This is a genomic window from Pseudomonas putida, from assembly GCF_001976065.1.
GTDB lineage: Bacteria > Pseudomonadota > Gammaproteobacteria > Pseudomonadales > Pseudomonadaceae > Aquipseudomonas > Aquipseudomonas serbica.
The window spans coordinates 73,218-90,844 of record NZ_MNAH01000003.1 but is presented as its reverse complement, the minus strand read 5'-3'; the positions used below and the strand labels follow the sequence as shown (position 1 = coordinate 90,844).

Genomic DNA, 17,627 nt, shown 5'->3' with positions numbered 1-17,627 from the left:
CGTCCAGATATGTTTGCTGCGCGGATGCATATTCTACGCGTTGACGCAGCGGTCAGGAAAAGACTGTGTTGAGGATTTGTAATTCCTGCCCCCCCTTGCAGGAGCGAGCCTGCTCGCGATGGACGTCAACGATGACGAGGACTACCTGAATAAGCGCGGCGCCTTCACCTTCTTCGCGAGCAGGCTCGCTCCTGCACGATGTGTGCTAGGCGGCAGCTACCCTCTACGCCTACACTGCCGATCCGCCAAAGGAGCCTGACATGCTGATCGTTGCCGACGAAAATATCCCCCTGCTCGACGCCTTCTTCGAACATTTCGGTGAAATCCGCCGGGTGCCGGGGCGTTCCATCGACCGCGCCACGGTCGAGCAGGCCGATGTGCTGCTGGTGCGCTCGGTCACCCGCGTCGACCGTGAGTTGCTGGAAGGCAGCAAGGTGCGCTTCGTCGGTACCTGCACCATCGGCACCGATCACCTGGACCTCGACTACTTCCAACAGGCCGGCATCACCTGGTCCAGCGCGCCGGGTTGCAACGCCCGGGGCGTGGTCGACTACGTGCTCGGCAGCCTGTTGACCCTGGCTGAAATCGAAGGCGCCGACCTGACCCAGCGCACCTACGGGGTGGTGGGTGCCGGTGAAGTGGGTGGACGGCTGGTCAAGGTCCTGCAGGGCCTGGGCTGGAAGGTGCTGGTCTGCGATCCGCCACGCCAGGCCGCTGAAGGGGGCGATTACGTCAGCCTTGAGCAGATCATCGAACAGTGCGACGTGATCAGCCTGCACACCCCGCTGACCCGCCGGGGTGCCCAGCCGACCTGGCACCTGTTCGATGAAAAACGCCTGAATCAGCTCAAGCCCGGCACCTGGCTGATCAACGCCAGCCGTGGTCCGGTGGTGGACAACCGCGCCCTGCGCCAGGTGCTGCTGCAGCGCGAAGACCTGCAGGCGGTACTCGATGTCTGGGAGGCCGAGCCCGAAGTCGACGTCGCCCTGGCCGAACTCTGCGTGCTGGCCACCCCGCACATTGCCGGGTACAGCCTCGATGGCAAGCAGCGCGGAACGGCGCAAATCTATCAGGCGTACTGCGCGTTCCTCGGGCAAGTGCCCCAGGTCAGCCTGAACGACTTGTTGCCAGCCCCCTGGCTGGCGCAGGTGACCTTGAGCGGGGACACCGATCCGGCTTGGGCCCTGGCGATGTTGTGCCGTGGTGTGTACGACCCGCGCCGTGATGACGCGGATTTTCGTCGCAGCCTTGTAGGCAGTGTGAGTGAGCAGCGTGCGGCGTTCGATGGGCTGCGCAAGAACTATCCCTCGCGGCGCGAGATCGACGGGTTGCAGGTGCGCATCGACGGGGAGGCGCCAGCGTTGCAGCAGATCGTGGCGGCGCTGGGCGCGACGGTTGTCTGAATTTCAGGCAATAAAAACCCGGCCCTGATGGGCCGGGTCAATGAAGACGGTGGCTACATCACTTTTCTTCGGCAGGCTTGACCAATCGTTTCTCCAGTTCGCTGCACGCTTTCTGGATCATTTTTTCAGTGATCGGCACTTCGCGGCCTTGTTCATCGATTATCGAGCACCCCAGAGACTGGTCTGGCTGCGTGCGGATCACTTCAATCTTGTCGTCGCTGCGTTGTTGCAAGGACATGGCCTGTCTCCTCATCAGGTTGTGTGCCTAGATTAGAACCGTCAGGTGACCAGGCTGTGACAACTCCCTGCGATCGCTCCTGAACGGCATCGCCAGTCGACCAGAAATATCCCGACATGGCTACCGCAACTTTAGACCAATAGTGTCTAGGGACTAGACGGCACGGTCATAATTAACCTGACTCATTCTGATTCAACCGGTTCCACCCGCTGGTCGGTGTACGCTGCACCCATCAATTATTCCGTTATGGATGATGCAAATGCTCACAGTTCGTCACCGTCGTGCGATTCGCCTGGCCAGTCGATTCATTGCGCCTTATCGCTGGCAAGCGCTGGGTGCCCTGTTCGCGCTGGTCGTTACGGCGGGCATTACCTTGTCCATGGGGCAGGGCATTCGCCTGCTGGTGGATCAAGGGTTCATGACCCAGTCGCCGCATTTGCTCAACCAGTCCATCGGTCTGTTCATGCTGCTGGTGGTCGGCCTGGCGGTCGGTACCTTTGCCAGGTTTTACCTGGTGTCGTGGATCGGCGAGCGCTGCGTCGCCGACATCCGCCGCCGGGTGTTCAATCACTTGGTCTACCTGCACCCGGGGTTCTACGAGGACAACCGCAGCTCCGAGATCCAGTCACGGCTGACCGCCGATACCACGCTGCTGCAATCGGTGATTGGCTCCTCCCTGTCGCTGTTCCTGCGCAACTTGCTGATGGTGATCGGCGGGATCGTCCTGCTGTTCGTCACCAATCCAAAACTCACCAGCATCGTGGTGATTGCCTTGCCGTTGGTGATCGCGCCGATCCTGATTTTCGGACGGCGGGTGCGCAGCCTGTCGCGCCTGAGCCAGGACCGCATTGCCGATATCGGCAGCTATGTGTCCGAGACCCTGGGCCAGATCAAGACCGTGCAGGCCTATAACCACCAGGCCCAGGATGAACAGCGTTTCGCCGTCACTGTGGAGGAAGCGTTCGACACGGCGCGCAAGCGTATCTTCCAGCGGGCCTGGTTGATTACCCTGGTGATCGTGCTGGTGCTGGGCGCCGTGGGCGTCATGCTCTGGGTCGGCGGCATGGACGTGATTGCCGGGCGGATTTCCGCGGGTGAGCTGGCGGCGTTCGTGTTCTACAGCCTGATCGTCGGCAGTGCGTTTGGCACCTTGAGTGAGGTGATCGGCGAGTTGCAGCGTGCGGCGGGCGCGGCGGAGCGGATCGCCGAGTTGCTGCGGGCGCAGAACATCATCCAGCCGCCGACGTCCGGTCTGGTGACCTTGCCCGAGCGGGTGAAAGGCGATCTGGTGTTGCAGGACGTGCGCTTTTGCTACCCCTCGCGGCCTGAAAGCTACGCCGTCGATGGCCTCAGCCTGACCATCCAGGCCGGGGAAACCCTGGCATTGGTCGGGCCCTCCGGGGCCGGCAAATCCACGGTGTATGACCTGTTGCTGCGCTTTTACGACCCCGCCGAAGGGCGGATCCTGCTCGATGGCGTGCCCCTGACCCAGCTCGATCCGCTGGATCTGCGGCGCTGCTTCGCCCTGGTCTCGCAAACCCCGGCGCTGTTTTTCGGCAGCATCGAGGACAACCTGCGCTACGGCAACCCGACGGCGACCTCGGCCGAGGTCCGCGAGGCGGCAAAAATCGCCTACGCCCACGACTTCATCGAAGCCATGCCCAACGGCTACCAGACCCACCTGGGCGACGGCGGCCTCGGCTTGTCCGGCGGCCAGCGCCAGCGCCTGGCCATCGCTCGCGCGCTGTTGGTGGATGCGCCCATCCTGCTGCTGGACGAAGCCACCAGCGCCCTCGACGCCCAGAGCGAACACCTGATCCAGCAAGCGCTGCCGAGCCTGATGAAAAACCGCACCACCCTGGTCATCGCCCACCGCCTGGCCACGGTCAAGAACGCCGATCGTATTGCGGTGATGGATCAGGGCAAGCTGGTAGCGGTGGGAACGCACCAGTCGCTGATCGCGAACAATGCGTTATATGCGCGGCTGGCGGCGTTGCAGTTCAGTGATGGCCAGACCGTCCCCGAACTTTAGGCGCCGGGCGCCTACAAGGCATTCGCCGCCCAAATAATTTGTAGGAGCTGGCTTGCCAGCGAAGAGGCCCGAAAGACCAGCGCAACGTTCAAGGACGCCATCGCCGGCAAGTCGGGCGCCTACAAGTGAAGGCGCCCGCGAGACCAGCGCAATGCTCAGAGACGCCTGTCACTGATCATCAAAATACCGCTCATGCCAATCCACCAGCGGCTGCGGTGAGTTGAGTTTCTGGCCGTAGATCACCGAATAAGACAGCACGTTCTGCACGTACTGGCGGGTTTCGTCGAACGGGATGCTTTCCACCCAGACGTCGAAGCTCAGGTGGTCCGCACCGCGCAGCCACTGGCGTACGCGGCCCGGGCCGGCGTTGTAGGCGGCGGAGGCGAGGACGCGGTTGCCGTTGAACTGGCTGTGGACCTGGCTCAGGTAGGCGGCGCCAAGCTGAATGTTCTTGTCCGGGTTGAACACTTGCTGCGGCGAGGCCAGCGGAATGCTGAACTTGCGTGCGGTTTCCTTGGCGGTTCCCGGCATCAATTGCATCAGGCCGCTGGCGCCGACGCTGGAACGGGCGTCGTCCATGAAGGCGCTTTCCTGGCGAGTAATCGCAAATACCCAGCTGGAATGCAGGCCGCGGACCTTGGCTTCCCGGACCAGGGTGTCGCGGTGGGCCATCGGGAAGCGGATGTCCAGGTCGTCCCAGTACTGCGCCTGACTGATGGTGCGAATCGCCGGGAAATACCACTTCAGGTCATAGGCCAGTTTTGCCTGGGCGACCATTTCGTCGCGATTGAAGTGGCGGCTGACGTGGTACCACTCGCGGCGACCGTCGACGATTTGCCCGCGGGCATGAAATTCCAGGGCGCGACGTATACCGGGGGTGTTGCGCACCTTGTTCATCAGCGCCTGGCTGAGCACCAGCGGTTTGTTGTTCAGCGAATAGGGCGACTGCGAACGGTCGGCGGCGAGGAAACCATAGAAATCGCGCTCGCGGGCAAGGTTCTTGTAGAGGGTTTGCGCTTCGGGGTTCTGCGGTTGTGCCAGTTCCAGGCTGCGGGCCTGCCAGTAGCGCCAGCGGTTGGTGGTGGCGAGGTCCTGGGGCAGGCGACGCGTCAACTGGTAGGCATCGTCCCAGCGCGCCAGGCGCAGCAACAAGCGCATGCGCCATTCAGACACGGTGTTGTCGCGCAGTTCCGGGTCGTACTTGGTCATCATTTCCAGTGCACGGCTGTCGAAACGTCGTGCCAGGGTCAGCCCGATTTCCCGAGCGATGGCCACTTTTTCATCACGAGAGAAGTGCATGCTGCTGGCATAACCGTCGAGCAGGGCCATCGCCCTGTCCGGGTCCTGGCGGGCGAGACGGCGCAGGCCGAGGCTGACCACGTCAGACATCGGTTCGTCGGCCGGGGTGAAGCGCGACGGCGAATTGAGCAGCTCCGGTTTCTGCGCCACATCGATCAGCAGGCGGCCACGCGGGGCGAGCGTGGTCAAGCCATTGACCAGGCTGTTGGCCAGTGGGTAGTTGCGCGCCTGGGCGGCGAGCTTGGCGCGCTCCCAGCGCTTCTGTTCGGTCAACTGGCCTTCGGCGGCCCACATGCCAAACAAAGCGTCACAGGCTGCCGGTTGCGTCTTGCCGGTCAGCCAGAGCTTGTTGGCGTTGGCGTAGCCTTCGGTCTTTTGGTTGTGGCTGATCTGGTACTGCGCGTTCAGGCAATCCAGTTCGGTGAAATTCATCTTGGGGTCGTAATACTTGACGAACGTTGCCCAGTCGCCACGTTCGGCCAGCCAGCGCAACCAGCGCAGCTTCATCCAGTTGGCCTGGGGCAGGTCGCCGTGTTCGGCGAGGAATTTCTCGATCTCGGCATTGCTCGCGGTCTTCAGGCGCGCGGTCAGCTCGTCGTAGGCCAGGTACGGTTCCAGCGGATAGTCGGCCAGGGCCTGGCTGTAACGGAAATACGGCCCGGTGTCGCCCTTGGCCAGGGCACGCTTGGCTTCGTCGTAGTATTGGCGTTGGGTGGACAGGTCCACCGCCTGTGCGGATTGAACGGCAGCGGCAGAAAGTAGAAAACAGGACAAGAGTTTGAAAAGGCGACTGCGCATGAGACGTCCGGACAGAAAAAACATGACAAGTGCTGGCGATCCCCGCACTGATTATCTGTAGCTTAGCCTTTTGCCAGCAACGGGCGAAAGCTTTGCCGAGCTGTCTGCATCAGTTCGCAACATTTGTCGTGCAGAGTGCTGCCACATTGAAAATGCCGGCCTGCTGGAGCCCCGTTTCAGGTAGAATGCGCGCCCGGTTTTTGGAGAAGCTCATGACCCTGCTCAAATTCAGCGATGTGTCCCTTGCTTTCGGCGCTATGCCGTTGTTGGACAAGGTGTCCTGGCAGATCGCCCGTGGAGAGCGGGTGTGCATCATCGGCCGCAACGGCACTGGCAAGTCCAGCATGATGAAGCTCGTCAAGGGCGACCAGAAGCCCGATGACGGCTCGGTTTGGCGCGCACCCGGGCTCAAGATTGGCGAATTGCCGCAAGAATTGCCGGTAGCCGACGAGCGGACTGTGTTCGACGTGGTTGCCGAAGGCCTGGACGGTGTCGGTGCGTTGCTCGCCGAATATCACCATCTGAGCCAGAACATCGTCACCGACGCCGACCTGGACAAGCTGATGCACGTCCAGCACGACCTCGAAGCCCGTGACGGCTGGCGTTTGCAAACCCTGGTCGACAGCACCCTGAGCCGCCTGCAGTTGCCGGCCGACAAGACCCTCGCCGAATTGTCCGGTGGCTGGCGTCGTCGTGTGCTGCTGGCCCAGGCCCTGGTGTCCGAGCCAGACCTGCTGCTGCTCGACGAACCGACCAACCACCTGGACATCGGTGCCATCGCCTGGCTGGAAGAAGCGCTGAAGGATTTTCAGGGCGCCGTGCTGTTCATCACGCACGACCGTTCCTTCCTGCAGAACCTGGCGACCCGCATCCTCGAACTGGACCGCGGTGGCCTGATCGACTGGAACGGCGACTACGCCAGTTTCCTGGTGCACAAAGAAGCCGAGCTGGCCGCCGAGGCGACAGCCAACGCCTTGTTCGACAAGCGCCTGGCCCAGGAAGAAGTGTGGATTCGCCAGGGCATCAAGGCCCGTCGTACCCGCAACGAAGGCCGCGTACGCGCCCTGAAAGCCCTGCGCGTCGAGCGTAGCGAGCGTCGCGAGCGCACCGGCAAGGCCAACATCCAGCTGGAAACCGCCGACAAGTCCGGCAAGCAGGTGATGGTGCTCGATAACGTGAGCTTCGCTCACCCGGGCGGTCCGTTCCTGATCAAGGATTTCTCGATGGTGTTGCAGCGCGGCGACCGCATCGGTCTGCTTGGCGCCAACGGCACCGGCAAGACCACGTTGCTCAAGCTGATGCTCAGTGGCTTGCAGCCCACCAGCGGCAAGGTGGAAGAGGGCACCCGGATCGACGTTGCCTACTTCGACCAGTTGCGCCACCAGCTGGATCTGGAAAAGACCGTGATCGACAACGTCGCCGAAGGTCGCGACTTCATCGACATCGATGGCCAGAGCCGCCACGTGCTGAGCTACCTCGGCGACTTCCTGTTCAGCCCGCAGCGTGCCCGCACGCCGGTCAAGGCGCTGTCCGGTGGTGAGCGTGCCCGCCTGTTGCTGGCCAAGCTGTTCAGCAAACCGGCCAACCTGCTGGTGCTCGACGAACCGACCAACGACCTCGATGTGGAAACCCTCGAGCTGCTCGAAGAGGTCCTGCTGACCTTCAACGGCACCGTGCTGATGGTCAGCCACGACCGGGCATTCCTCGACAACGTGGTCACCAGCACCCTGGTCTTCGAAGGTGAAGGCAAGGTTCGCGAGTACGTCGGTGGTTATCAGGACTGGCTGCGCCAGGGCGGCTCGCCGCGCTTGCTGGGCGTGACCGAGAGCAAGTCGGGCAAGGCCGACCTGAACTCCGCTGTCGTGACGGCCGCACCTGCGCCTGTCGCCGCCGCCGAGGCGCCGGTGGCGAAGAAGAAGCTCAGCTACAAGTTGCAGCGTGAGCTGGAGGCGTTGCCGGGGCAGATCGAAGCCATGGAGCAGCAGATCGCCGCCGTTGAGGCACAGATGGCCGATGCGGGTTTCTATCTGCGTCCGGCTGCGGAAACTGCGGCAGTGATCGATCAGTTGGCGCAGTTGCAGGCTGAACTCGACGTGATGGTCGAGCGTTGGGCCGAACTGGATGCCTGATTGATCCGGTAATAAAAAAGCCCGGCTTCACACAGGTGAACGCCGGGCTTTTCATATGGAGACCTGTTAGTTGTTGCAATCCCAATGTGGGAGCGGGCTTGCTCGCGAAGGCGGTTTAACATTCAACGAATGGGTCGTCTGTCACACCGCTTTCGCGAGCAAGCCCGCTCCCACAGGGGGTACCTGAAACTTCAGGATTTGTTTTGCAGGCGCACCGCCAGCACATCGCAAGGCGCGCCGTGCAGCACGTCGTTGGCCGTGGAGCCCAGCAGCAGGGCCAGGCCATGGCGGCCGTGACTGCCGACCACGATCAGGTCGCACCCTTGCTCCTTGGCCAGGTGATGAATCTCCTGGCGTGGCTGGCCGTAGGTCAGGTGGCTGAATTCCCTGGAAAGCTCAGGGTATTTGAGGATCAAGCGATCGAGACGCTCCTTGGCCTGGTCGAACTGCTGTTGTTGCAGTTGTGACAGGTCCATTGGCACGTCACCACCAAAGGCCATGGCCATTGGCTCGACGATATGCACCAGGGACAATTTCGCCTCGTTGCTCACCGACAGCTCGCGAGCACGGTGGATGACAGGGTCGCACTCTTCGGTCAGGTCTACAGCGACCAGGATGTGGGTGTAGGGCATGAGGTGCTCCTCCTGAGGATTGCAATATTGGTAAGTATGGCTGGTTTCAAGCGCATTGGTTCTAAAGTGGCTCAATGTGCTCATCAAGAATCGGGAGTACAGATATGACGGTCTGGATAGTGGTGTCAATCCTGTTGGTGGTGCTCAGCCCGCTGGCATGGCTGCGCCCCTCGCGTCATCAGAGCGGTCGCATGGCCCTGCGCATGGAGGCGCGACGCATTGGCCTGTCCATGCAACTGGCGCCTCAGGAGTGGCCGCACTGGCTCGCCCAGGAGCCGCCAAACCCTTGTGCGCAGTACCATCGGCCGCGCCGGGGCAATCAGCCGGCCTGCTGGAGTTACTGGCAAAAATCACCGGGTTTGTGGGTCAACCAATGGCAGGAACCCTGCGAAGATCCCGCGCTGCTCAATCATTTCGAAAAATTGCCGGGCAACGTCTTCAAGGTCGAGGCCGACAAGCAAATGATCACCCTGTATTGGGGTGAGAAGGGCGAGGCCGAAGTCTTGCAGCACATCGACGCCACCCTCAAAGCCCTCGCCTGAACCCCCGAGCTTCCTCGCCTGCCCGATCTCTGTAGGCGCTGGCTTGCCAGCGGAGGCGGCGTGCCAGACAGCATCCTGGCTGCTGCTGATATGGCTTTCGCTGGCAAGCCAGCTCCTACAGGTTGTTTTGCAGGCAATAAAAAGCCCGACAACTTCATCGGGCGGGGGTTGGCCAGGCAGGCCGGTAATTCGCTGTGGGCTGATCTTACGCTGGGCATTCGCCAAAAGCGTTCACTTTTTTCCCCAGGTTCCGCCAGCGTAGCCGGTTAAACACCGGCTGCCGTGAATTAGGGCGAATTTTCTAATGATTGATCCTATGAATGATTGCGCATACCTGTGTCTGTAGCAGGTACTGGCAATACGGATATGACCGCAACGTCGCATTTCAACCCGCATTTTGGGCGATTGACAATTGTCGGAAATTCCGTGAAGGTGACGTACCCAAATCAAACGGGCGTATGAATTGAGCGTTTGTCCGACAAACAGCTCCTACAGAATCCCGACTATCGCGTTGGCGGGTGTGCCGGGTTGAGAGGCGTAGCATTGACGTTTAACGTCCCTGCCGAACCATTCACCTGCGTCCGACGTGTACTGTTCAGCTTCCATATCGTGGAGATCAGTTGATGATTTACGAAGGTAAAGCCATCACGGTTAAGGCTCTTGAAAGTGGCATCGTCGAACTGAAGTTCGACCTCAAGGGTGAGTCCGTCAACAAGTTCAACCGTCTAACCCTGAACGAACTGCGTCAGGCCGTGGACGCCATCAAGGCAGATGCTTCGATCAAGGGTGTGATCGTCAGCAGTGGCAAGGACGTGTTCATCGTCGGTGCCGACATCACCGAATTCGTCGACAACTTCAAGCTGCCGGATGCAGAGCTTGTGGCTGGCAACCTCGAAGCCAACAAGATTTTCAGCGATTTCGAAGACCTCAATGTCCCGACTGTCGTCGCAATCAATGGCATCGCATTGGGTGGCGGTCTGGAAATGTGCCTGGCGGCGGACTACCGCGTCATGTCGACCAAGGCCAAGATCGGTCTGCCGGAAGTCAAGCTGGGCATCTACCCGGGCTTCGGCGGTACCGTGCGTCTGCCGCGCCTGATCGGTACCGACAACGCCATCGAGTGGATCGCTTCCGGCAAGGAAAACCGTGCCGAAGACGCGCTGAAAGTGAGCGCCGTCGATGCCGTGGTTGCTCCTGAAAAACTGCAGGATGCCGCCCTTGAACTGATCAAGCGCGCCATTTCCGGCGAGTTCGATTACAAGGCCAAGCGCCAGCCGAAGCTTGAAAAACTCAAGCTGAACGCTATCGAGCAAATGATGGCTTTCGAAACCGCCAAGGGTTTCGTGGCCGGCCAGGCTGGCCCGAACTACCCGGCCCCGGTCGAAGCGATCAAGACCATCCAGAAAGCCGCGAACTTCGGTCGTGACAAGGCCCTGGAAGTCGAAGCCGCCGGTTTCGTCAAGCTGGCCAAGACTTCGGCAGCCCAGTGCCTGATCGGCCTGTTCCTGAACGATCAGGAACTGAAGAAAAAGGCCAAGGCCTACGACGAAATCGCCAGGGACGTGAAGCAGGCCGCCGTACTCGGCGCCGGTATCATGGGTGGCGGTATCGCCTATCAGTCGGCCTCCAAAGGCACGCCGATCCTGATGAAGGACATCAACGAGCACGGTATCGAGCAGGGTCTGGCCGAAGCCGCCAAGCTGCTGGTAGGCCGCGTTGACAAGGGGCGCATGACCGCCGCGAAAATGGCTGAAGTGCTCAACGGCATTCGTCCGACCCTGTCCTACGGTGACTTCGGTCACGTGGACCTGGTGGTTGAAGCCGTCGTCGAGAACCCCAAGGTCAAGCAAGCTGTTCTGGCCGAAGTCGAAGACAAGGTCAAGGAGGACACCATCCTGGCGTCCAACACCTCGACCATTTCCATCACCTTGCTGGCCAAGGCCCTCAAGCGTCCGGAAAACTTCGTCGGCATGCACTTCTTCAATCCGGTGCACATGATGCCCTTGGTGGAAGTGATTCGTGGCGAGAAGTCCAGCGAGCTGGCGGTTGCCACCACCGTTGCCTACGCCAAGAAAATGGGCAAGAACCCGATCGTGGTCAACGACTGCCCGGGCTTCCTGGTCAACCGCGTGCTGTTCCCGTACTTCGGCGGTTTCGCCAAGCTGGTCAGCGCCGGTGTGGACTTCGTCCGTATCGACAAGGTCATGGAGAAATTCGGCTGGCCCATGGGCCCGGCGTACCTGATGGACGTGGTCGGCATCGACACCGGCCACCACGGTCGCGACGTGATGGCTGAAGGCTTCCCGGACCGCATGAAGGATGACCGTCGTTCGGCCGTTGACGTGCTCTACGAAGCCAAGCGCCTGGGCCAGAAGAACGGCAAGGGCTTCTACGCCTACGAGACCGACAAGCGCGGCAAGCAGAAGAAAGTCGCCGATCCGTCGGTGCTGGAAGTGCTCAAGCCAATCGTCTTTGAACAGCGCGAAGTCACCGACGAAGACATCATCAACTGGATGATGATCCCGCTGTGCCTGGAAACCGTGCGTTGCCTGGAAGACGGCATCGTCGAAACCGCCGCCGAAGCCGACATGGGTCTGGTCTACGGTATTGGTTTCCCTCCATTCCGTGGCGGTGCGCTGCGTTACATCGACTCGATCGGTGTTGCCCAGTTCGTTGCCCTGGCTGACCAGTACGCTGATTTGGGCGCGCTGTACCACCCGACCGCGAAGCTGCGCGAAATGGCCAAGAACGGCCAGAGCTTCTTCGGTTAAGCGCCCCCAACTAGAGTGAGAGTGAACTTATGAGCTTGAATCCTAGAGACGTCGTGATTGTCGACTTCGGTCGTACTCCGATGGGCCGCTCCAAGGGCGGCATGCACCGCAACACCCGCGCCGAAGACATGTCGGCGCACCTGATCAGCAAATTGCTGGAACGCAACGTCAAGGTCGACCCGAGCGAAGTCGAGGACGTGATCTGGGGCTGTGTGAACCAGACCCTGGAGCAGGGCTGGAACATCGCGCGCATGGCGTCGCTGATGACCCAGATCCCGCACACCTCGGCCGGCCAGACCGTCAGCCGCCTGTGCGGCTCGTCGATGAGTGCCCTGCACACCGCCGCGCAAGCGATCATGACCGGCAACGGTGACGTTTTCGTGGTTGGCGGCGTCGAGCATATGGGTCACGTGAGCATGATGCACGGTGTCGATCCGAACCCGCACATGTCGCTGTACGCGGCAAAGGCTTCGGGCATGATGGGCCTGACCGCGGAAATGCTGGGCAAGATGCACGGCATCACTCGCGAGCAGCAGGACGCCTTTGGCGTGCGCTCCCACCAACTCGCCCACAAGGCGACCGTGGAAGGCAAGTTCAAGGACGAAATCATCCCGATGCAGGGCTACGACGAGAACGGTTTCCTGAAAACCTTCGACTTCGACGAAACCATTCGTCCGGAAACCACCCTGGAAAGCCTGGCGGCATTGAAGCCTGCTTTCAATCCGAAGGGCGGCACCGTGACAGCGGGTACTTCGTCGCAGATCACCGATGGTGCCTCGTGCATGATCGTGATGTCGGCGCAGCGCGCACAGGACCTGGGCATCCAGCCTATGGCGGTGATTCGCTCGATGGCAGTGGCAGGTGTGGATCCGGCGATCATGGGCTATGGTCCAGTACCGGCCACACAGAAAGCACTGAAGCGTGCGGGTCTTGGCATCTCCGACATCGACTTCTTCGAGCTCAACGAAGCTTTCGCCGCACAGGCCCTGCCAGTGCTGAAAGATCTGAAAGTGCTCGACAAGATGAATGAGAAGGTTAACCTGCACGGCGGCGCAATCGCCCTGGGTCACCCGTTCGGTTGCTCCGGTGCGCGTATCTCCGGCACTTTGCTCAATGTGATGAAGCAAAATGGCGGCAGCCTTGGGGTAGCCACCATGTGCATTGGTCTCGGCCAAGGCATCTCCACCGTCTTCGAACGCGTTTAAACGTTGCGTTGACGGAAGCCGGGGCCTAGTGCCCCGGTTTTTGTTTTTGCGGATTTTTTATTTTTTATTTTGAACGGACTTGAGTGAGGGCCGAAGCATGCCGATACAACCTGGGCTCTATCAACATTACAAAGGTCCGCAGTACCGTGTGTTCAGTGTTGCGCGGCATTCGGAAACCGAGGAAGAAGTGGTCTTCTACCAAGCCCTGTATGGCGATTACGGCTTTTGGGTGCGCCCCTTGAGCATGTTCCTGGAGTCCGTCGAGGTTGACGGCGAACAGGTGCCACGCTTTGCTTTGGTGCAAGCTGAACCGAGCGTTTTTCCGAAGCCGTAAGGGGAGGGCGCGCACAACCCTGCGCTTGACCTCACCTTGTAGCCACTATATATAGCGGTGCCGCGTCAGGCGCCAACCGCCTTTCACTTCTAGAATTCAGGAATTTTCTGATCCATGGGCAAATCGCTGGTCATTGTGGAATCCCCGGCTAAGGCCAAGACCATCAACAAGTATTTGGGCAACGAATACGTGGTGAAGTCGAGTATCGGCCATATCCGAGACCTGCCCACCAGCGGTTCGGCTAGCGCCAGCAAAGAGCCAGCCGCCAAGCGCGGCAAGGCTGCTGCGGGTGAAGCGCCGGCCTTGTCGCCGAAAGAAAAGGCGCGCAAGCAGCTGGTCGCTCGCATGGGCGTCGATCCCGATCATGGCTGGAAAGCCAAGTACGAGATCCTCCCGGGCAAGGAAAAGGTCATCGAAGAGCTGCGCCGGCTCGCCAAGGATGCTGACACCATCTATCTCGCAACCGACTTGGATCGCGAGGGGGAAGCCATTGCCTGGCACCTGCGCGAAGCCATCGGGGGTGACGACAGCCGCTACAAGCGCGTGGTGTTCAACGAAATCACCAAGAAGGCGATCCAGGAAGCCTTCTCCCAGCCAGGCGAGCTGGACATCGATCGTGTCAACGCCCAACAGGCGCGTCGCTTCCTCGACCGCGTGGTGGGCTACATGGTCTCGCCGCTGCTGTGGGCCAAGATCGCCCGTGGCCTGTCCGCCGGTCGGGTGCAGTCGGTTGCCGTGAAGCTGGTGGTGGAGCGTGAGCGGGAAATCCGCGCGTTCATCCCGGAAGAGTACTGGGAAGTCCATGCCGACCTCGGCACCGCCAAGGGCGCGACCGTGCGTTTCGACGTCGCTCGTGAGAAGGGCGAAGCCTTCAAGCCGCTCAACGAAGCCCAGGCCATGGCCGCGCTGGAGAAGCTCAAGGCTTCCAGCTACAGCATCGTCAAGCGCGAAGACAAGCCGACCAGCAGCAAGCCGTCGGCACCTTTCATCACGTCTACCCTGCAGCAGGCCGCGAGCAACCGCCTGGGCTTCGGCGTGAAGAAGACCATGATGATGGCCCAGCGTCTGTACGAAGCCGGCTACATCACTTACATGCGTACCGACTCGACCAACCTCTCGGTCGATGCCGTGACGATGGCGCGTACTTATATTGAAAGCGAGTTCGGCAAGAAGTACCTGCCGGAAACCCCGAATGTCTACAGCAGCAAGGAAGGCGCACAAGAGGCTCACGAAGCGATTCGTCCTTCTGACGCCAACACCGAGCCAAGCAAGCTGTCGGGCATGGAGCGCGACGCTGAGCGCCTCTACGAGCTGATCTGGCGCCAGTTCCTCGCCTGCCAGATGCTACCGGCGCAATACCTGTCGACCACGGTCACCGTCGGTGCCGGCGACTTCGAGCTGCGTGCCAAGGGCCGTATCCTCAAGTTCGACGGTTACACCCGGGTCATGCCGCAAATCGCCAAGCCTGGCGATGACGACGTGCTGCCGGACATGGCCCAGGGCGACGTGATGAAGCTGATCAAGCTTGATCCGACCCAGCACTTCACCAAGCCGCCAGCGCGTTACTCGGAAGCCAGCCTGGTAAAAGAAATGGAAAAGCGCGGCATCGGTCGTCCTTCGACTTATGCGGCAATCATTTCGACCATTCAGGATCGCGGCTACGTGGCGCTGCACAACCGCCGTTTCTATTCGGAAAAGATGGGCGACATCGTCACCGAGCGGCTGTCCGAGAGCTTCTCCAACCTGATGGACTACGGCTTCACCGCCGGCATGGAAGAGAACCTCGATGACGTGGCCCAGGGCGAACGCGACTGGAAAAACGTGCTCGACGAGTTCTACGGCGACTTCAAGAAGAAGCTCGAAGTGGCCGAAAGCCCGGATAGCGGGATGCGTGCCAACCAGCCGGTGATGACCGACATTCCGTGCACCACGTGCGGGCGTCCGATGCAGATCCGTACCGCATCGACCGGTGTGTTCCTTGGTTGCTCCGGCTACAGCCTGCCGCCGAAAGAACGCTGCAAGGCGACCGTCAACCTGGTGCCGGGCGATGAAATCGCCGCGGACGACGAGGGTGAATCGGAATCCCTGGTGCTGCGCGGCAAGCATCGCTGCCCGATCTGCAGCACGGCGATGGACGCCTACCTGCTGGACGAGAAGCGCAAGCTGCACATCTGCGGTAACAACCCGGATTGCGACGGCTACGAAATCGAAGAGGGCACCTATCGCATCAAGGGCTATGAAGGTCCGAGCCTGGAATGCGACAAGTGCGGCAGCGAGATGCAGCTCAAGACCGGCCGTTTCGGCAAGTTCTTCGGTTGCACCAACCCGACCTGCAAGAACACCCGCAAACTGCTGAAAAGCGGTGATGCGGCGCCGCCGAAGATGGACCCGGTGAAGATGCCTGAGCTGAAATGCGAAAAGGTCAACGACACCTACATCCTGCGCGACGGTGCCTCGGGCCTGTTCCTGGCCGCCAGCCAGTTCCCGAAAAACCGCGAGACCCGTGCACCGCTGGTGATCGAGATCGTGCCGCACAAGGATGAGATCGATCCGAAGTACCACTTCCTTTGCGAAGCGCCAAAGAAAGATCCGGATGGCCTGCCTGCCGTGATCCGTTACAGCCGCAAGACCAAGGAGCAGTACGTGCAGACCGAGGTCGACGGTAAGCCGACTGGCTGGAAAGCGTTCTACGACGGTGGCAAGTGGAAGGTCGAGGACAAGCGACCGGCCGCGAAGGCGTAACAACCGCCACACTGAAAAAGCCGCATGACAACCCTCGGGTTTTCATGCGGCTTTTTTGTTTGCGCAGGGTGTATGTTTCCGGCCTGTCGGCAAACGCGGCCTTGAGTATTGCGCTGCTCTTTCGGGCCTCTTCGCTGGCAAGCCAGCTCCTACAGGGGAAATGCGGTCGGCTCCCGATCAGGCCGGCCGGTAGGCCGCCTCGCTTTTGCTTTGCTTGGCTTTTGATCTTGATTTTCTTGCCCCCACGGAGCAGGACCGGAGCGAGGCACCGAACGCCAGGGGCAAGAGCGTTTGGTTACTTTGCGCTCTTCAAAGTGACCCGCTGTAAGAGCGGAACCCTAAGTGGCCGTTGCCGCAGGAATGGATATATCCGCGGTCAACAAATAGCAGGTCGGCTGTCAGGCCGCCATCGCTGGCTCCTACGAGGCGATGATGAGCCGGTATCTGCTTCAGGATTAGACAACGCTTGCGGGAGAGGGAGTTGATCCACGACACTGTCTGACCTGCGTGAAGCAATTATTTCGTTGTGGAGGCTGCCGTCATGGCCCACGAACTCTATACCCGTACCAACCAGAAGATTTATTTCGCCGGCCTGTCGCTGGAAGCTCTCGCCAAGGCCGAAGAGGGGCGGGCGATGAATTCCCTGGCGCTGATTCAGGCGGGGCGAGAATCGGCCCTGTTTCACCTGTACGGTGCCTTGCTGGGACTGTGTCACGAGATCGCCGGCTTCTATCGCTTGCCTCAGGCCAACGCCTCCCGGGCTGAGTCGCTGCTGACTCGCGAAGTGCTGGACAGCATCGCTATTCCGGAAATGGCCGAGATGGTCGAGCTGGCGAACAACCCGGAAACCTGGCTGGCCAAGCTTCTGGCGGCCCATGCCGCGTTGTTCCAGCCGCCACGAGCGCCGCGCAAGCCAAAGGGTGATGTGACGCAGCCGCTGATCCTGGCGGTAAACCTCGATGAAGAAGAGGCGCCTCAAGAGCTGGGTCGCGAGGAGCTGGAGAGCTGGCGGCAAAACCTGAAAAGCCTGGCCATCCGGTTTCGAGAAGGCTTGAACGAATGCTGAGGGAGTAAACAGCGCAGCGAACGACCCTTGGGGTTGTTTGCTCGACTGCTGAGCTGTTTTTCGCGATGGCATCTGGTCAAGATCCCGAGCGAACCCTCGTCGATGCCTATATAATGCCCGCCTTTCGTGGAGAACAGACCTTTATGCCAACGTCCTTTCTAGAAATTGTCGAGTTACCAGACGGCCGAATCGAGCTGCGCAGGGCTGAGGACGAGGGTTCTCTGGTTACTTTGGATTTCTCCGAGGATGCCAAAGCCTTCCTGCAAGGCCAGCACGTGGAAGTCGCCAAGGCGATGTTGAGCGTTGGCGTGCAAATGGCAGGTCGCCTGGTTGAGGGCGATTTTGAAAAGGACGAAGGGCCGCGGGTTCTTCATTGACCCCGCCCGTCGGTTTTTACCGGCACTGCCTTCCATTGGCTTCTCCGTCCTGGCGGAAG

General features: G+C 60.7%; 14 protein-coding genes. 11 read left to right on the top strand and 3 right to left on the bottom strand.

From position 1 onward, the window contains the following. Positions 1-260: 260 nt before the first annotated feature. Positions 261-1,403 carry a 4-phosphoerythronate dehydrogenase PdxB gene (pdxB, locus tag BKX96_RS11540; protein WP_077183937.1) on the top strand — a complete coding sequence of 381 codons (1,143 nt, stop codon included), beginning with the start codon at positions 261-263 and terminating at the stop codon, positions 1,401-1,403. Positions 1,404-1,461: 58 nt separating this feature from the next. On the opposite strand, the gene BKX96_RS11535 is transcribed toward pdxB, so the two are convergent. Next, positions 1,462-1,641 (bottom strand): PA1571 family protein, encoded by a 180-nt coding sequence (locus BKX96_RS11535; RefSeq protein ID WP_046819504.1) that lies wholly within the window; start codon positions 1,639-1,641, stop codon positions 1,462-1,464. A gap of 259 nt (positions 1,642-1,900) precedes the next feature. Here BKX96_RS11535 and BKX96_RS11530 point away from each other — a divergent pair, with 259 nt between their 5' ends. Next, on the top strand, positions 1,901-3,673 hold the full coding sequence (locus BKX96_RS11530; RefSeq protein WP_077183936.1) for an ABC transporter transmembrane domain-containing protein: 1,773 nt from the start codon (positions 1,901-1,903) through the stop codon (positions 3,671-3,673). 168 nt (positions 3,674-3,841) lie between these two features. Here BKX96_RS11530 and BKX96_RS11525 read toward each other — a convergent pair whose 3' ends face one another. After that, positions 3,842-5,770: a transglycosylase SLT domain-containing protein gene (locus tag BKX96_RS11525; RefSeq protein WP_046819506.1), complete on the bottom strand. Its 1,929-nt coding sequence runs from the start codon at positions 5,768-5,770 to the stop codon at positions 3,842-3,844. Positions 5,771-5,982: 212 nt separating this feature from the next. On the opposite strand from BKX96_RS11525, the gene BKX96_RS11520 reads away from it, so the two are divergent. Beyond that, a complete protein-coding gene (locus tag BKX96_RS11520; protein ID WP_046819507.1) occupies positions 5,983-7,899 on the top strand; it encodes an ATP-binding cassette domain-containing protein in 1,917 nt (638 codons plus the stop codon). A 191-nt stretch (positions 7,900-8,090) separates the two neighbouring features. Here the strand turns inward: BKX96_RS11520 and BKX96_RS11510 are convergent, their stop codons facing one another. Next, positions 8,091-8,531, bottom strand: a complete 441-nt coding sequence (locus tag BKX96_RS11510) for a universal stress protein (RefSeq protein ID WP_046819508.1) — start codon at positions 8,529-8,531, stop codon at positions 8,091-8,093. Between the two features lie 104 nt (positions 8,532-8,635). Here BKX96_RS11510 and BKX96_RS11505 point away from each other — a divergent pair, with 104 nt between their 5' ends. From BKX96_RS11505 to BKX96_RS11475, 8 genes are all read left to right on the top strand, one after another. Next, complete coding sequence (locus tag BKX96_RS11505) at positions 8,636-9,073, top strand: hypothetical protein (RefSeq protein ID WP_046819509.1); 438 nt, start codon at positions 8,636-8,638, stop codon at positions 9,071-9,073. A 60-nt stretch (positions 9,074-9,133) separates the two neighbouring features. Further along, a complete protein-coding gene (locus BKX96_RS32850) occupies positions 9,134-9,343 on the top strand; it encodes a hypothetical protein (protein ID WP_179092144.1) in 210 nt (69 codons plus the stop codon). Positions 9,344-9,696: 353 nt separating this feature from the next. Continuing rightward, the gene (gene fadB / locus BKX96_RS11500) at positions 9,697-11,844 is read left to right on the top strand and encodes a fatty acid oxidation complex subunit alpha FadB (RefSeq protein WP_077183934.1); all 2,148 of its coding nucleotides are present in this window, start codon (positions 9,697-9,699) and stop codon (positions 11,842-11,844) included. A 29-nt stretch (positions 11,845-11,873) separates the two neighbouring features. Then, positions 11,874-13,049 carry an acetyl-CoA C-acyltransferase FadA gene (gene fadA, locus BKX96_RS11495; RefSeq protein WP_046819511.1) on the top strand — a complete coding sequence of 392 codons (1,176 nt, stop codon included), beginning with the start codon at positions 11,874-11,876 and terminating at the stop codon, positions 13,047-13,049. A gap of 97 nt (positions 13,050-13,146) precedes the next feature. Next, complete coding sequence (locus BKX96_RS11490; protein ID WP_046819512.1) at positions 13,147-13,383, top strand: DUF1653 domain-containing protein; 237 nt, start codon at positions 13,147-13,149, stop codon at positions 13,381-13,383. A gap of 114 nt (positions 13,384-13,497) precedes the next feature. Then, a complete protein-coding gene (topA, locus tag BKX96_RS11485; RefSeq protein ID WP_046819513.1) occupies positions 13,498-16,125 on the top strand; it encodes a type I DNA topoisomerase in 2,628 nt (875 codons plus the stop codon). 541 nt (positions 16,126-16,666) lie between these two features. Next, positions 16,667-17,191, top strand: coding sequence for a DUF6586 family protein (locus BKX96_RS11480; RefSeq protein WP_046819514.1), 525 nt, complete (start codon positions 16,667-16,669; stop codon positions 17,189-17,191). A gap of 143 nt (positions 17,192-17,334) precedes the next feature. Next, a complete protein-coding gene (locus BKX96_RS11475) occupies positions 17,335-17,568 on the top strand; it encodes a hypothetical protein (RefSeq protein ID WP_046819570.1) in 234 nt (77 codons plus the stop codon). Positions 17,569-17,627: the final 59 nt, after the last annotated feature.

Coding starts and splice junctions, on each gene's coding strand:
- BKX96_RS11480 (WP_046819514.1), top strand. CDS start 16,667: ATGGCCCACGAACTCTATACCCGTACCAACCAGAAGATTTATTTCGCC.
- fadB (WP_077183934.1), top strand. CDS start 9,697: ATGATTTACGAAGGTAAAGCCATCACGGTTAAGGCTCTTGAAAGTGGC.
- BKX96_RS11535 (WP_046819504.1), bottom strand. CDS start 1,641: ATGTCCTTGCAACAACGCAGCGACGACAAGATTGAAGTGATCCGCACG.
- BKX96_RS11510 (WP_046819508.1), bottom strand. CDS start 8,531: ATGCCCTACACCCACATCCTGGTCGCTGTAGACCTGACCGAAGAGTGC.
- BKX96_RS11525 (WP_046819506.1), bottom strand. CDS start 5,770: ATGCGCAGTCGCCTTTTCAAACTCTTGTCCTGTTTTCTACTTTCTGCC.
- BKX96_RS11530 (WP_077183936.1), top strand. CDS start 1,901: ATGCTCACAGTTCGTCACCGTCGTGCGATTCGCCTGGCCAGTCGATTC.
- BKX96_RS11520 (WP_046819507.1), top strand. CDS start 5,983: ATGACCCTGCTCAAATTCAGCGATGTGTCCCTTGCTTTCGGCGCTATG.
- BKX96_RS11475 (WP_046819570.1), top strand. CDS start 17,335: ATGCCAACGTCCTTTCTAGAAATTGTCGAGTTACCAGACGGCCGAATC.
- pdxB (WP_077183937.1), top strand. CDS start 261: ATGCTGATCGTTGCCGACGAAAATATCCCCCTGCTCGACGCCTTCTTC.
- BKX96_RS11490 (WP_046819512.1), top strand. CDS start 13,147: ATGCCGATACAACCTGGGCTCTATCAACATTACAAAGGTCCGCAGTAC.
- fadA (WP_046819511.1), top strand. CDS start 11,874: ATGAGCTTGAATCCTAGAGACGTCGTGATTGTCGACTTCGGTCGTACT.
- BKX96_RS11505 (WP_046819509.1), top strand. CDS start 8,636: ATGACGGTCTGGATAGTGGTGTCAATCCTGTTGGTGGTGCTCAGCCCG.
- topA (WP_046819513.1), top strand. CDS start 13,498: ATGGGCAAATCGCTGGTCATTGTGGAATCCCCGGCTAAGGCCAAGACC.